The sequence below is a fragment of the Nitratireductor aquimarinus genome, assembly GCF_017255295.1.
GTDB lineage: Bacteria > Pseudomonadota > Alphaproteobacteria > Rhizobiales > Rhizobiaceae > Nitratireductor > Nitratireductor aquimarinus.
Map to the genome: position 1 here is coordinate 106,193 of NZ_JAFKDE010000011.1, position 13,865 is coordinate 120,057.

Genomic DNA, 13,865 nt, shown 5'->3' on the forward strand with positions numbered 1-13,865 from the left:
GCGCGTGGAAAGTACGCGTGGAGAGCATGTAGGACGGTGAGGCCTGACATGCGCAGGATTGTTGCCGGTCACGCTGAAGGTTGGGCGTCCCGCCTTGCTCTCCGGTTTTCGTCATGCCCGGCCTTGAGCCGGGTATCCATGTCGTTGTCGGTGCAGATGATTGCGGTTCTGGCATGGATCCTCGGGTCAGGCCCGAGGATGACGAAGTGTGGAGGTGGGCTGGGCTGTTTCAGCCCGTTGTCGCGCGGTTTTGTCTGTGTGCGTGGAAAGTGCACGGTACGGCGAGCAGGACGGTGAGGCCCGGCATGCGGAGGATGTCCCCGTTCACGCTGAGGTTGGGCGTTCCGCCTTTCTTCCCGGTTTTCGTCATGCCCGGCCTTGAGCCGGGTATCCATGCCGTTGTCGGCGCAACTGGTTGCGGTTCTGGCATGGATTCTCGGGTCAGGCCCGAGGATGACGAGGTGTGGAGGTGGGCTGGGGGTGGTTCAGCCCGCCGCAGCGCGGTTTCGCCTGCGGGCGCGGAAGGCGAGCAGGAAGGCGAGGCCCAGCATGGTTGCGGTGATGGCGTAGAGTGTCAGCGCGATGGGGCTTGAGACCAGAATCTGGAAGTCGCCATTCGAGATGGAGAGCGCGCGGCGCAGATTGTTTTCCATGTCCGCACCCAGAAGCAGCCCCAGAATGACCGGCACCAGCGAAATGCCCAGCATGCGCAGGATGTAGCCGATCACGCCGAACCCGACCATGACGAACAGGTCGAAGGTGGAATGGCTGATCGAGTAGACGCCCAGGAAGCTGACCATCACGACGAAGGGCATCAGCACCCATTGCGGCATTGAAAGCATGCGCGTGAACAGGCCGATCATCGGGATGTTCATGATGAGCAGCGCGACATTGGCCAGGTAGAGCGCGGCGATGAGGCCCCAGACCAGTTCCGGCTGCCGGTCGAAGAGCAGCGGGCCGGGCTGGATGTTGAGCGAGATGAGCAGCGCCAGCATGACGGCGGTGGTGCCGCTGCCGGGCACGCCGAGCGTGAGCATGGGGATGAGCGCGCCGCCGGACGCGGCGTTGTTGCCGGCCTCGGGCGCAGCGATGCCGCGCGGGTCGCCCTGCCCGAATTTGCCGTCCTTGGCGCTCCAGCGCTGTTCGGCGATGTAGGACATGAACGCGCCGAGTGATGCGCCGGCGCCCGGCAGGATGCCGCAGACAAAGCCGATGACCGAGCCGCGCAGATTGGCCCAGCCGCCGGACATCATGTCCTTGAAGCGCGGCAGCGCACGGCCAAGCGGGACCATTTTGGTTTCGCCCTGATGCACCCGCTCCAGATAGACCAGCACTTCGGAGATGGCGAACAGGCCGACAATTGCGACGATGGGGTCGAACCCGTCATAGAGATGGAACGAACCGGCGGTGTAGCGCGCGGTGCCCGTGGCCGGGTCGAGACCGACCGTCGCGATCATCAGGCCGATGAAGGCCGCGAGCAGCGTCTTGAACGGATTGACCGAGGTGATGCCGCCAATGGTGGCGAACGCCATGACATAGAGCGCGAAATAGTCGGCGGGGCCGAAATAGATGGCGGCCTTGGCCAGAAGCGGCGCAAACAGGGTGAGGCCGATGGTGGCGAAGGTCGCGCCGATGAAGGAGGCGACGGCGGAGATGGCGAGCGCTTCCGACGCCTTGCCGGCGCGCGCCATGGGGTAGCCGTCGAGCGTTGTCATGATCGCCGGTTCATCGCCGGGGATGTTGAGCATGATCGACGAAATGCGCCCGCCATACATGCAGCCATAATAGATGCATGACAGCATGATGAGCGCCGAGGTGGGCTCCAGCCCGAGCGAGAAGGCGAGCGGGATGAGAATGGCAACGCCGTTTACCGGACCAAGGCCCGGCAGCGCGCCGATCAGCGTTCCCGCAAAGCAGCCGAACAGCGCCAGAGCCAGATTGGTCGGCGTGATGGCGACCGCAAAGCCTTGCGCAAGGGCGGAGAGCATATCCATGAAATCAGCTCACGAATTCTGGGAGAAGCGGCAGCGGCAGGCCGAGCAGCTTGTCGAAGGTGAGGAACAGGAACGCGCTCATGATTGCCGCCGAAGCGATGGATTTCGGCCAGGAACTGCGCAGAATGCGCCCGAAAAGCGCGACGGCGATGAAGGTGGCAAGCGGAAAACCGAGCACTTCCAGAAAGCCCGCATAGGCAAGCAGCAGCGAGACCGCCGCCACCTGCAGCAACAGCGGCTTGCCCGTGACCCAGGCCGGTTCCTCATCGGGCCGGATGATCATGACCAGGCTGAGAATGGCCGCAGGCACGGACAGCATGACGGGGAAGGCCGCGGGGCCAAGAGGGTCGCCGAAGCTCGCCTCATAGTCTCCCGCGGTCACGCCGTACCAGATCGAAATGGCCAGAAGAAAAAGGCCGACGATCCTGTCTGTCACTTGATGACTCCGATCTCCTGGGAAATCTTGCGCATCTGCTCGGACTGATCCTTCACATAGGCTTCGAATTCGTCGCCGCCGCGCCAGACCGGAACAAGGCCGTTGGCCTGCGCCGTCTCTTTCCAGTCATCGGTGTCATAGAGGTTCTGCAGACGGTCGACCCAGGCGCTGTAGCCCTCGTCGGACACCTCGCCGCCCGTGTAGAAACCGCGCCAGTTGTAGCCGGTCACGTCGAGGCCCTGCTCCTTGGCAGTCGGGGCGTCGGGGAAGGCAGGAATGCGGTCGTCGGAAAGGGCTGCGAGAATACGCACATCGCCCGATTCCACAAAACCTGCGATCTCGCCGAGATCGGTGGAGACCGCCTGTACCTGACCGCCGATCATCTGCGTGACGGCCGGGCTGCCGCCGTCGAACTGCACCCAGCGGATCTGCTTGTAGTCATCGCCGGAAAGGCCTGCGGCCTGCGCCAGCATGAGAAGGCGGATGTGGTCCCAGCCGCCCGCACCGGACGAACCGGCGACGGCAAGCGCGCTCGGGTCTTTCTTGAGCGCCGCAACCAGATCGTCGAGCGTCTTGAATTCGGAGTCCTTCGGCACGAGAATGACGCCGACATCGGTGCCGAGCATGGCAACCCAGCGCATCACGGATGTGTCTGCCGGATATTTGCCCTGCGCGATCTGCGTGACGCCCACCGTGGAGGTGGCGACCATCAGATCCGCGTCATCGGCGCGCGAGGACATGACCTTGGCATAGGCAACCGCGCCCACGCCGCCCGGCATGTTGGTGACCTGCACCGGGGCGTCCACGCGTTTCTGGTCAAAGAGCATCTTGCCGATGGTGCGGCAGGTGAAGTCCCAGCCGCCGCCGGGGTCGGCGGGCGCAATGCATTCGGCTGCCGTCGCGCCGGCAACGGAGAGCGACGTCCAAACGACGGCCGCGCCAAAGAGCTTCGATAATTTCCTCATCAAGTCCTCCCTTGTTGAAACCGAGATGCGAGATCCCGAAACCGGTTTCCCTGACCGGCCTCAGCCTCCTTCCACGAATCCGCGCGCGCCAAAAAGACGACGCGAATCCTCCAGCGCCTGCAGGATCTGCCCACGCACATCCTGCGCATGCCTGCGAATGGCGGCGGCGGCCTCCTCAGTCTTCCGCTGCCTTACAAGCGCTATGATTTCATTGTGTTCGCGATGGGCAATCGCGCGCGCCTCCGGCGAGCTGGCAACCAGCCAGCGGGCGCGGATCGTGCGGTTGACCGCATCCTGCACCGCGTCGCGCAAAAAGCGGTTTCCCGAAAGGGCCGCAAGCTGCACGTGAACGTCGAGCCCGGCCTCGAACCAGTCGTCCGGCGTGAAATCGCTTAAGCCCTCATCCACCGTGCGCAGAATGACGTCGAGCTCTTCGGGCCTGGCGCGTTCACAGGCAAGGCGGATCGCCGCATCCTCTACGATCTCGCGGTATTCGAAGATCTCTTCGAGCTGCTGGAGGTCGAACGGCGCAATGGCGTAGCCGCGCTCTGCCTTGACCACGAGCCCTTCGCGGATCAGTTCCGCCAGCGCCTGCCGGATGGGCGTGCGCGACACGCCATAGGCTGCCTCCAGCGAACGCTCCGAGACGACCTCGCCCGGCGCTAGCTTGAGCGACAGAACATCGCCGCGAATGCGCGACAGGACGCGCTCGCCAAGCGGCTGTTCGGACATGTCGCGCGCGGCCTCACCCATGGGTCGTCTGTCTTCCTCCCGGATGCGCAGCCGATGCCCGGGCCGCGCCATTGTTCTTCCGGTCGCCATTTTCTGAAGGGCCATTGACCGGACTTTGCGAGACGGTATACCAATCCGGTCTACCGATGCAATCAGGTGGGAGGAAAAATCGTGACAGCAGCAACCGGCCACCATGTGAAGGGCTTCCCCGAGACCGTCAGCGTCATCGAGGTGGGGCCGCGCGACGGATTGCAATCGGAACCGGAATTCGTGCCGACGGACCGGAAAATCGCCCTCGTCAACGGGTTGATCGATGCCGGCATCCGTCATCTGGAGGTGACCTCCTTCGTCTCGCCGCGCGCGGTTCCACAACTGCGCGATGCAGCAGACGTTCTGGCCGGGATCGACCGCTCGAAGGGGGCGGTGCTGACTGCGCTGGTGCCCAACGCAAAGGGCGCGGTTCGTGCAGCCGAGGCCGGCATCGACGCGATGGTCGTTTTCATGTCGGCGTCGGAGAGCCACAATCTGAAGAATGTGAACCGCACCCGCGCCGAGTCTCTGGAAGGATTTGCGGACATCGTGCGGATTGCCGGAGAAGCGAACATTCCCGTCTTCGGCGCGATTGCGACGTCGTTTGGCTGCCCGTTTGAGGGCAATGTGCCGGTGAGCGCCATCGTGGACATTGCACGGGCCTATCGGGACATGGGCATCACCACGCTTTCGCTGGGCGACACCACCGGCATGGCCACGCCGCCGCTGGTGCAGGAGCGCTGCCGCGCGCTTGGCGAGGCGGTGCCGGAAGCCGACATCGCGCTGCATTTTCACAATACGCGCGGTGTGGGGCTGGCCTGCGTCTATGCCGGGCTTCTGGAAGGCGTGACCCGCTATGAGGCAAGCATTGGCGGGCTCGGCGGCTGCCCCTTCGCGCCGAATGCGACGGGCAATATCTGCACCGAAGATCTGGTTTACATGCTGGATGAATGCGGCGTGGAAAGCGGCGTCGATCTCGACAGGCTGATCAGGGTTTCGCGGGAGGCGGAAGCGGTGATCGGGCGCACCCTGCCCGGCCAGGTTATGAAGGCGGGGCCACGGCTTCAAACCTACGGCATGGACAGTGTTGCGACGGCCAATGGCTGACGGGATGACCGACATGAAAGCGCCTCTCGACGGTATTCGCGTCATCGACCTGACCCGCGTTCTCTCCGGCCCCTTCTGCACCATGATGCTGGGCGACATGGGCGCGGAAATCATCAAGGTGGAGCCCGCAAAGGGCGATCCTATCCGCGAACAGGGCACGCTGCGGGATGGGTTTTCCGCCTATTATGCGAGCTTCAACCGCAACAAGAAGTCGGTCGTCATCGATCTTTACAGCGATAGCGGTCGGCAGGTTCTGGAACGCCTGATCGCCGGCGCGGATGTGCTGGTCGACAATTTTCGTCCCGGCGTGATGGCCAGGATGGGTTTTGGCGAAGAGCGCCTGAAGGCGCTGAACCCGAAGCTGGTGACCGCCAATGTGAACGGCTACGGCTCGACCGGCCCTTATGTGGAGCGCCCGGCTTTCGACTTCATCGCACAGGCGATGAGCGGGCTGATGGGCGTGAACGGTGCGGAAGGCGGGGAACCCATGCGGGTTGCGCAGCCGATCACCGATCTGGTGGCCGGGCTCTACTGCGCTTTCGGCATCGTCAACGCACTGCGCGCCCGCGATCTTAATGGCACGGGACAGCATGTGGAAACCGCCATGATGAATGGCGCAATCAGCATGATGGCCTATCTGGCGTCCGAATATTTCACCACTGGGGAACTGCCGGCCCGCACCGGAAACGACCACCCGCTGGTCGCCCCTTACGGGCTGTTCCGGGCGAGCGATGGCGAAATTGCGGTGGCTCCATCGAATGATGTGATCCTGAAGCGCTTTCTCGATGTGCTGGGGCTTGGCCATCTGCTTGAGGACGCGCGCTATGACACGAATGAAAAGCGTTTCGGCCGACGCGCCGAACTGAACGAGATGATCAACGGCGCGGTCGGCGGCGACACGCAGGAGGCCTGGATTGCGCGCCTGAACGCAGCCGGTGTGCCCTGCGGCAAGGTGCAGAACCTGGCCGAGGCGCTGAATGACCCGCAGACGCGCGCGCAGAAAATGGTTATCGAGGTGGATCAGCCGAACCATGGGCCGATCCGGATGCTGGGTTTCCCGGTGAAGCTGAGTGGAACGCCATGCCGATTACGCCACCCCGCCCCCGCACTGGGGGAAGACACCAGGGCGGTTCTGGAAACGAGTGGTTTCTCTGCAGACGAGATTGAGGCGCTGGCAAGAGAAGGTGCCATCGGTAGAAATTAGGCTGTGGCATTCAACGCGCCACCCTTGGATCGGCGTTGAACGGCACCCATATGCCGGGGAGTGTCCTGCCCCTCCGGAGTTTCCCCATGGTTCCGTTTTCCGTTCTCGATCTGGCTCCCGTTCCCGACGGTTCGAGTGTTGGAGACGCCCTGCGCAATACGCTTGATCTGGCGCGCCACACCGAGAGCTGGGGTTATCGCCGTTTCTGGCTGGCCGAACACCACAATATGAGCGGCATTGCCAGTGCGGCCACCGCAGTGCTGATCGGCCAGGTGGCGGCGGCGACACAGTCGATCCGCGTTGGCGCGGGCGGCGTGATGCTGCCGAACCATGCGCCGCTGGTCATCGCAGAACAGTTCGGCACGCTCGCGACGCTTTATCCCGACCGCATCGACCTCGGTCTTGGTCGCGCGCCCGGCACCGACATGGCGACGGCGCGGGCGCTGCGGCGCGGGCTGGAAGATGGCGACGGCTTTCCGCGCGACGTGATGGAACTGATGGCCTATCTCGGCGACGGGCAGCCCGGCCAGCAAGTGCGCGCCATTCCCGGCGCGGGCACGCATGTGCCGATCTGGATTCTCGGTTCAAGCCTTTATGGCGCGCAGCTTGCGGCGCATCTGGGCCTGCCCTACGCCTTCGCCTCGCATTTTGCACCCGCGGCGCTGGAACAGGCGAGCGAGATCTATCGCCAGACCTTCCGTCCTTCGGAGCACCTGGAGAAGCCGTATTTCATGATGGCGCTGAACGTTTTTGCAGCCGATACGGACGCGGAAGGCATGTTCCTGAAGTCCTCCATGCAGCAGGCTTTTGCCAATCTGCGCCTCGGGCGGCCAGGCCCCCTGCCCCGGCCGATGGAGAATGTGGAAGCAACATTCGACCCGGCAATCGCGGCAGGTGTGGCGCAGGCGCTGGCCTGCACGGCGGCGGGCAGCCCGGATACGGTGCGCGATGCGCTGCATGGTTTCATCACCCGCTACGGGCCGGATGAAATCATCATCACCGGCCAGATCCACGACCCTGAGGCGCGCCTCAAATCCTTCCGGATCGCGGCGGAAATTCTTTCTGAAACCCGGGCTTCGCAGGAGGCCTGAGGTCACAGGATGACCCCATAACAGCTCTGTTAGAGATATGCTTTAAGCCTGAACTGATCCAAGGATTTTGGAAAATTTGGTCTGATCGACCTTGAAATCGGCAAATTAAGACCAAACGAGTTTTTGCTCCTGTTATCGTCAAGTGAACAAGAGCGCGGGGAAAACGCGCCTTTCTTCGAACGATAATGGGAGAGAGACATGTCGTCCTCGCAAAAGGCATTGCCGAGCTTACCGCTTGCGCTCACGCCGGTGCTGCTCACGCTCATCGTGCTTGGCGTACAGCTATTCTACTTCGACGATTTCACCCCGCATGTGCCATTGGCCATAGGGCTGGCGATTACCGGCCTTGTCGGCGTCAAGCTGGGGTTTGACTGGGAAGACATCGAAAAGGGCGTGTTCCACGTCATCCACGTGTCACTGCCTTCCGTTTCGGTTCTGATCACGGTTGGCATGATCATCGGCGTGTGGATCGCGAGCGGCACGGTGCCGACGCTGATCTATTACGGTCTCACCATCCTGTCTCCGCAGATATTCCTCGCCGCCGCCATGCTTTTGTGCGCGGTCGTTTCGCTGTCGCTGGGAACCTCGTGGGGCACGGTCGGCACGGTCGGCCTGGCGCTGATGGGCATTGGCGCGGGATTCGGCATACCCGTCTACTGGACGGCAGGCGCGGTGGTTTCCGGCGCGTTCTTCGGCGACAAGGTTTCGCCGCTCTCCGACACGACGAACCTTGCTCCGGCGGTGACGGGTGTCGACGTGTTCTCGCATATCAAGAACATGATGCCGACGACTATCCCCTCCATGCTGATTGCGCTCGGTATCTACCTTTTCGCCGGCTATGCGCTGATCGAGTCCGGCGGTGCATCCTTTGACAAGATCACCGCGATCACCTCGTCGCTGCAGGACAATTTCGTGATTTCGCCCTGGCTGCTTCTGCCGGCCATTCTGGTGATCGCGCTGGCCGTGAAGCGCATGCCGCCTATCCCCTCTCTTTTTGCAGGCGTTCTGGCTGGCGGCCTGACGGCGATGCTCGTGCAGGGCGTCGGGCTGCATGATGTCTTCACCTACGCCAATAGCGGCTACAAGATCGACACGGGTGTGAGCGAAATCGACTCGCTGCTCAATCGCGGCGGCATCCAGTCGATGATGTGGACGATCTCACTGGTGCTGATCGCGCTCGGCTTTGGCGGGGCTCTGGAGAAGACCGGCTGCCTGGAGACGATCATCCGCGCCATCATGATGAAGGTGAAGAGCTTCGCCGGCATCCAGACGGCTGCCGTCGGCACCTCCATGGCGACCAATCTGGTAGCAGGCGATCCCTATCTTTCCATCGCGCTGCCAGGCCGCATGTATGCGCCGGTCTATCGCGGCATGGGCTATTCCACGCTCAACCTGTCGCGGGCGATCGAGGAAGGCGGTACGCTGATTTCGCCGCTGGTTCCGTGGAATGCTGGCGGCGCATTCGTCATCAGCGCGCTGGCGCTCGGCGTCTCGGACGGGCATCTGGAGAACCTGCTCTACATTCCGCTCGCCTTTGCCTGCTGGCTCTCACCGGTGATCGGGCTCGTCTATGCCTATACGGGGCTTTTCTCGCCACGGGCGAGCGAGGCGGAGATACAGGGCTGGCACGATAGCGGTGAGACCATCGCTGACCTGAGCGACCATGGCTGGGAGACACCCGCCATACCGAGCACGACACCGGCGGAATAAGCCGCTGTGACACGGACAGGCCCCTTGGATGGACGCGCGGCGATCTACGGGGCCTGTTTCACATTCAGCGGGCGGGGTAGTGAAACGGCTCGCCCGCAAAAGCTTCTGCGCCACGGCCGATCTGGTGGATCGCGCGGATCATCCGGCCTTCGCGCTCAAGGAGCCGGTCGCCCAGTGCGACGATGCGCCGGTTGGGCGTGGCGCTCGGGGCGCGCTCGCGCAGCATCTGCGCAAGGGCGAATTCGTCCATCTCGCGGGCGAAGGCGTTGGCGATGACATAGGCGGCGGCCGTGGAGCGGCTGATGCCCGCATAGCAATGCACGACCATTGGCGAGCGCCAGTCCCAGTCCTGTGCGAAATCGAGCAGGCGTTCGACATGATCGAGTTCCGGCGCGATGAGGCCGGGACGCAGATCCGCGATGTCGTGCATGGCGAGATGCAGGCGGTTCGGCACGGCGCTGGCATCATCCAGAGCCGGGGGCTCGCCGTTCGAGGTGAGCGAAATCATGTGCTGTGCGCCGGTGGCCTTGAGCATGCGCTGTAGATGCGCGCCGGGGCAGACATAAAGCATTATGCCCCTCCCCCGTCCCGGCTTTGAAGTGCGGCGCGCACGCGCTCGAAAGCCTCATCATCGCCCGGCAGGCCGATGCGCAGGCAATCCGGCCGTCCGGCGAAGCGCCGAACGAGAATGCCGCTGCGGCCAAGATGATCGAAAAGATCCGCCGCGCGCGGATGGCGCAGGAAGCGGAAGAGATCCGTTCCGCCTGCGATGGTCAGACCCTTTTCGTGAAAGAGCGCGTCGAGACGTAAGCGCTCTGCTTCGAGCCTCTGGCGCATGGCGCTTTGCCAGCCATGGTCTGCAAGCGCCTCGAGCCCGGCGTGGAGGGCCGGCCCTGCAACAGCCCACGGACCGAGCCAGCCTGAGAGTTTTTGGGCGCGTTCAATGGAGGTGAGCGCGAACCCCAGGCGCAGGCCTGCGAGACCGAAGAACTTTCCGAACGAGCGCAGCACGAGGATGTTGCCGGCTTCCAGATCGCCGGCGAGGCTTTCGGCCTGCGGGCCGACATCCATGAAGGCCTCATCGACCACCAGAACGCCGCCATTGCCGCGCAGGCTTGCGGCGAGATCGAGAAGGTCGCTTCGACCGATCAGCCGCCCGTCGGGATTGTTTGGATTGACCACCACGGCGAGCCGCGCGCCACGAAGCGCATCGAAGCTCTCCACCTCTTCGACCGCATGCCCGGCCAGTGCGGCTGCGCGCGCGTGTTCGGCATAGGTGGGGCCGAGAATGCGGGCCGGGCCGGGTGCCAGAAGCGATGCGACCAGCGGGAGAAGAAGCTGCGTTCCGGGCGCGGCGATGACGTTTGCCGCAGACGGCGCGCCGTAATGCCGGGCCGCGTGCCCGGTCAGCGCGGCAATGTCGGCTTCTTCGGGCAGGCGCTCGACGGCGCTGGCAGGCAGGGGCGAAAAAGGATAGGGGTGCGGGTTGATGCCGGTGGACAGGTCGAGCCAGGGCGTCGGCGCGTCTGGAAACTGCGCCGAAGCCCGAACGAGACTGCCGCCGTGATCGGTTACCTTCTCCGCCGCCCGGTCAGCCAGTCGAGGCCTGATGTCCATTCTGATCGCCCTTTCATCCATGCTGGTCGAGCTCGCCATCGGTTATCCGCAGCAGCTCTTTCGCCTGATCGGTCATCCCGTCACCTGGATTGGCCGTCTTATCGCGCTGGCGGACGCGCGATGCAATGTTGAAACCCTTTCTCCCGGTGCGCGCCGCCTGAATGGCGCGCTTGCGCTGGTCGGCATTCTGATGCTCGCAGGTCTGGCCGGCTGGTTCATCCAGACGGCCCTTTCCGGCTGGGCCGGGCTGCTGGTCGCCGCTCTTGCCGGCAGTTCGCTGATCGCCCAGCGGAGCCTTGCAAGCCATGTGAAAGCGGTGGCGGACGGGCTGGACGCCGGCGGGCTTCCGGAAGGCCGAAAAGCGGTTTCGCAGATCGTTGGCCGGGACCCCGAAAGCCTTGATGAGGCCGGGGTTTCGCGCGCGGCCATCGAGAGCCTTGCCGAAAACTGCTCCGACGGCGTGGTTGCGCCGGTGTTCTGGCTGGCGGTTGGCGGACTGGCGGGCGGCGCGCTCTACAAGGCTGCGAACACGGCCGATTCCATGATCGGCCACAAGACCGCGCGGCATCTTCATTTCGGCTGGGCGGCGGCGCGTTTCGACGATCTGATCAACCTCCCCGCTTCGCGCCTGACGGCGTTTCTCTTCATTGCCGCCGCGTTCTTCATGCGTGATGCCTCGGCCGGAGCGGCATGGCGCGCGGTGCGCCGCGATGCGCGCCATCATCGCTCGCCCAATGCGGGCTGGCCGGAAGCGGCGATGGCGGGCGCGCTGGGCCTCGCCCTTGCCGGCCCGCGCCGCTATGGTGGCGAGGTGGTGGATGACGCGGTGATGGGCGATGGCGGCCGCCGCGCCGCCAATGCCGGCGACATCCGCCGGGCGCTCACGCTCTATCGGATTGCAGACGGGCTTTTGATCGGGCTTGTGGCGCTTGCCGCCGGGCTCTGGCATCTGGCTTTCTGAGATTGGCGGATTGGGGCGGAGGCGTGGGGGCCGATTGCCACGCTCTCTGATCTTCTGGCAACTACGTGGTGCGTGGTTCGACAGGCTCACCATGAGGGAGGGGGAGGCGCTGCAACTCCGTTCTCCATGTTGATGAACAGGCTTTCAGGACACCACCTCCCTCATGGGAGCCTCCTGAGCCTGTCGAAGGCGAACCACGCACCACCTCAAAGCAGGGCGATCTAAAACTCGATGCCCTTCTGCGCTTTCACACCAGCGGCGAAGTGGTGTTTTACCTGCCCCATTTCGGTGACGAGATCGGCGGCCTCGGTGAGTGCTGGCTTGGCGTTGCGGCCGGTCACGACCACATGAAGGTCGTCACGCCGGTTGGTCAGCGTGGTCACGACGCGTTCAAGATCGAGATAGTCGTAGCGCAGTGCGATGTTCAGCTCGTCGAGAACGACAAGACCGATCGTCGGATCGGCCATCAGTTCCTCGGCCTTTTCCCACGCCCGCTCGGCGGCGGCGATGTCGCGCTGGAGATCCTGTGTTTCCCAGGTGAAGCCCTCGCCCATTGTGTGCCAGGAGACCTGATCGCCAAAGGCGGCGAAGGCATCCTTCTCACCGCAATGCCATGCGCCCTTGATGAACTGCACGACACCGACGCGGCGGCCATGGCCGAGCATGCGCAGCGCAAGACCGAAGGCAGCGGTGGACTTGCCCTTGCCCGGCCCCGTATTGACGATCAGAAGCCCCTTTTCGACCGTCTTGTCGCGCACCTCGGCATCCTGAACGGCCTTACGTTTGGCCATTTTTGCCTTGTGGCGCCCGGCTTCGTTTGCGTCGATCTCTCGCATGTCACTTCACTTTCATGGGCAGGCCGGCAACCACCAGCGTGACGCTGTCGGCAGCGGCGGCGACTTTCTGGTTCAGGAACCCCGCCTCATCGCGGAAACGGCGTCCGAGCGGGGTTTCGGGCACGATGCCGAAGCCGACTTCATTGGAAACGAGAACCGTGGTTCCCTCTCTTGCGGCAAGAGCTGCAAGCAGTCGCTCGGCGGCAGGTTTTAGCTCTTGGTCGTTGAGCATGAGATTGCTGAGCCACAGGGTGAGGCAATCGACCAGAACCGTTTCGCGGGCAGGCAGGGTTTGAAGCACGCCCGGCAGGTCGAGCGGGGCGTCGTGCGTCTGCCACGCCCCCGCCCCTTTGCGCCGCGCGCGGTGAATGGCGATGCGCTCGCGCATCTCGTCATCGAAGGCCTGGGCCGTGGCGATGTAGTGCCAGGGCGCGGGCGCGGCTTCGATCAGCGTTTCGGCATGGCGGCTCTTGCCGGAGCGCGCGCCGCCCAGAACGAAATGAAGTGAACGCATCGTCAGATCCGCTGGCTCAGCCGAGAAGTTGTCCGGCAAGGAAGGTTATGCCGACACCGACAATGGCGGCGCCAGCAAGCCGGGGCTGCATGGCCTCAACCGCCCAGCCGCGCGAGCGGACGAGAAAATAGACGCCAAGCGCGATGGCGCTCTGTATTGCGGCAAGGCCTGCGAGATAGGCGATGAGCGGCGTCTGCTCGCTGCCGACAATGGCTTCGCCGAAGGCATAGCCATGGAACACGCCGACCACCAGGAACAGGGCGAAGACGAGCATGTGGCTTTCCACGGCCCGACCGCGCGCCAGAAGCCAGCCGCCAGCAAGAACGCTTGCCGCGATGACGATTTCGGCTGCCGGAAGATCGAGCAGCATCAGGTGCAGGCCGACGCCGACAAGCGAGCCGGCAACAAAGAGAAGCGGCGCGAAAAGGCTCATGCCGGCGACGGCGGCAAACAGGCCGGCAGCGACGATGAAGGCCAGGTGATCAAGCCCGATCACGGGATGGGCGAGCCCTGAGACCAGCCCTTCGTAAAGGGTCGTGGGCGTCTGCCCGTCCATGGCGTGATGGGCGTGGGCGCTGGTTGCGAAGAGCGATGCAAATGCGAATGCGGAAAAAGTGCGCAGGAAATGCGTGTTCATGTCCGGTCCTTTCCCCTCCACCCGAGGGTTA

Annotated in this window: 14 protein-coding genes; 5 read left to right on the forward strand and 9 right to left on the reverse strand. The window is 63.9% G+C overall.

What is annotated here, in order from left to right:
- Positions 1-485: 485 nt before the first annotated feature.
- Genes JYP46_RS18800 through JYP46_RS18815 form a run of 4 tightly spaced genes read right to left on the reverse strand, consistent with a single transcriptional unit; the run spans position 486 to position 4,148 of the window.
- Complete coding sequence (locus tag JYP46_RS18800; protein ID WP_206546442.1) at positions 486-1,994, reverse strand: tripartite tricarboxylate transporter permease; 1,509 nt, start codon at positions 1,992-1,994, stop codon at positions 486-488.
- A 4-nt stretch (positions 1,995-1,998) separates the two neighbouring features.
- On the reverse strand, positions 1,999-2,430 hold the full coding sequence (locus tag JYP46_RS18805; protein WP_162742448.1) for a tripartite tricarboxylate transporter TctB family protein: 432 nt from the start codon (positions 2,428-2,430) through the stop codon (positions 1,999-2,001).
- Positions 2,427-3,395: a Bug family tripartite tricarboxylate transporter substrate binding protein gene (locus tag JYP46_RS18810; protein WP_206548962.1), complete on the reverse strand. Its 969-nt coding sequence runs from the start codon at positions 3,393-3,395 to the stop codon at positions 2,427-2,429. The genes JYP46_RS18805 and JYP46_RS18810 overlap by 4 nt, the downstream gene beginning before the upstream one ends.
- A gap of 60 nt (positions 3,396-3,455) precedes the next feature.
- Positions 3,456-4,148: a GntR family transcriptional regulator gene (locus tag JYP46_RS18815; RefSeq protein ID WP_113157026.1), complete on the reverse strand. Its 693-nt coding sequence runs from the start codon at positions 4,146-4,148 to the stop codon at positions 3,456-3,458.
- Between the two features lie 150 nt (positions 4,149-4,298).
- On the opposite strand from JYP46_RS18815, the gene JYP46_RS18820 reads away from it, so the two are divergent.
- The 4 genes from JYP46_RS18820 to nhaC all read left to right on the forward strand — a co-directional run bounded on the left by JYP46_RS18820 (position 4,299) and on the right by nhaC (position 9,269).
- Positions 4,299-5,264, forward strand: coding sequence for a hydroxymethylglutaryl-CoA lyase (locus JYP46_RS18820; protein ID WP_206548963.1), 966 nt, complete (start codon positions 4,299-4,301; stop codon positions 5,262-5,264).
- Positions 5,265-5,277: 13 nt separating this feature from the next.
- Entirely contained in the window at positions 5,278-6,468 is a 1,191-nt protein-coding gene (locus JYP46_RS18825) for a CaiB/BaiF CoA transferase family protein (protein WP_236042287.1), read from the forward strand.
- Positions 6,469-6,554: 86 nt separating this feature from the next.
- Positions 6,555-7,559 carry an LLM class flavin-dependent oxidoreductase gene (locus JYP46_RS18830; RefSeq protein ID WP_206548965.1) on the forward strand — a complete coding sequence of 335 codons (1,005 nt, stop codon included), beginning with the start codon at positions 6,555-6,557 and terminating at the stop codon, positions 7,557-7,559.
- Positions 7,560-7,757: 198 nt separating this feature from the next.
- Positions 7,758-9,269 (forward strand): Na+/H+ antiporter NhaC, encoded by a 1,512-nt coding sequence (gene nhaC, locus JYP46_RS18835; RefSeq protein ID WP_206546436.1) that lies wholly within the window; start codon positions 7,758-7,760, stop codon positions 9,267-9,269.
- A 64-nt stretch (positions 9,270-9,333) separates the two neighbouring features.
- On the opposite strand, the gene JYP46_RS18840 is transcribed toward nhaC, so the two are convergent.
- Both JYP46_RS18840 and cobD read right to left on the reverse strand, forming a co-directional pair.
- On the reverse strand, positions 9,334-9,840 hold the full coding sequence (locus JYP46_RS18840) for a tyrosine phosphatase family protein (RefSeq protein WP_113157022.1): 507 nt from the start codon (positions 9,838-9,840) through the stop codon (positions 9,334-9,336).
- Entirely contained in the window at positions 9,840-10,886 is a 1,047-nt protein-coding gene (gene cobD / locus JYP46_RS18845) for a threonine-phosphate decarboxylase CobD (RefSeq protein WP_206548966.1), read from the reverse strand. Before cobD ends, JYP46_RS18840 begins: the two co-directional genes overlap by 1 nt.
- On the opposite strand from cobD, the gene cbiB reads away from it, so the two are divergent.
- A complete protein-coding gene (cbiB, locus tag JYP46_RS18850) occupies positions 10,879-11,847 on the forward strand; it encodes an adenosylcobinamide-phosphate synthase CbiB (RefSeq protein ID WP_206548967.1) in 969 nt (322 codons plus the stop codon). The two genes, cobD and cbiB, sit on opposite strands and share 8 nt — an antisense overlap.
- Before the next feature lie 221 nt (positions 11,848-12,068).
- Here the strand turns inward: cbiB and cobO are convergent, their stop codons facing one another.
- From cobO to JYP46_RS18865, 3 genes are read right to left on the reverse strand one after another with little or no spacing between them, the layout of a single operon-like run.
- Positions 12,069-12,683: a cob(I)yrinic acid a,c-diamide adenosyltransferase gene (gene cobO / locus JYP46_RS18855; RefSeq protein ID WP_206546433.1), complete on the reverse strand. Its 615-nt coding sequence runs from the start codon at positions 12,681-12,683 to the stop codon at positions 12,069-12,071.
- Between the two features lies 1 nt (position 12,684).
- Positions 12,685-13,197, reverse strand: a complete 513-nt coding sequence (gene cobU / locus JYP46_RS18860; protein WP_206548968.1) for a bifunctional adenosylcobinamide kinase/adenosylcobinamide-phosphate guanylyltransferase — start codon at positions 13,195-13,197, stop codon at positions 12,685-12,687.
- 16 nt (positions 13,198-13,213) lie between these two features.
- Positions 13,214-13,834, reverse strand: a complete 621-nt coding sequence (locus JYP46_RS18865; RefSeq protein ID WP_206548969.1) for a HupE/UreJ family protein — start codon at positions 13,832-13,834, stop codon at positions 13,214-13,216.
- Between the last annotated feature and the right edge of the window lie 31 nt (positions 13,835-13,865).

Coding starts and splice junctions, on each gene's coding strand:
- nhaC (WP_206546436.1), top strand. CDS start 7,758: ATGTCGTCCTCGCAAAAGGCATTGCCGAGCTTACCGCTTGCGCTCACG.
- cobO (WP_206546433.1), bottom strand. CDS start 12,683: ATGCGAGAGATCGACGCAAACGAAGCCGGGCGCCACAAGGCAAAAATG.
- JYP46_RS18815 (WP_113157026.1), bottom strand. CDS start 4,148: ATGGGTGAGGCCGCGCGCGACATGTCCGAACAGCCGCTTGGCGAGCGC.
- JYP46_RS18810 (WP_206548962.1), bottom strand. CDS start 3,395: ATGAGGAAATTATCGAAGCTCTTTGGCGCGGCCGTCGTTTGGACGTCG.
- JYP46_RS18865 (WP_206548969.1), bottom strand. CDS start 13,834: ATGAACACGCATTTCCTGCGCACTTTTTCCGCATTCGCATTTGCATCG.
- JYP46_RS18830 (WP_206548965.1), top strand. CDS start 6,555: ATGGTTCCGTTTTCCGTTCTCGATCTGGCTCCCGTTCCCGACGGTTCG.
- cobU (WP_206548968.1), bottom strand. CDS start 13,197: ATGCGTTCACTTCATTTCGTTCTGGGCGGCGCGCGCTCCGGCAAGAGC.
- JYP46_RS18800 (WP_206546442.1), bottom strand. CDS start 1,994: ATGGATATGCTCTCCGCCCTTGCGCAAGGCTTTGCGGTCGCCATCACG.
- cobD (WP_206548966.1), bottom strand. CDS start 10,886: ATGGACATCAGGCCTCGACTGGCTGACCGGGCGGCGGAGAAGGTAACC.
- JYP46_RS18825 (WP_236042287.1), top strand. CDS start 5,278: ATGAAAGCGCCTCTCGACGGTATTCGCGTCATCGACCTGACCCGCGTT.
- cbiB (WP_206548967.1), top strand. CDS start 10,879: ATGTCCATTCTGATCGCCCTTTCATCCATGCTGGTCGAGCTCGCCATC.
- JYP46_RS18840 (WP_113157022.1), bottom strand. CDS start 9,840: ATGCTTTATGTCTGCCCCGGCGCGCATCTACAGCGCATGCTCAAGGCC.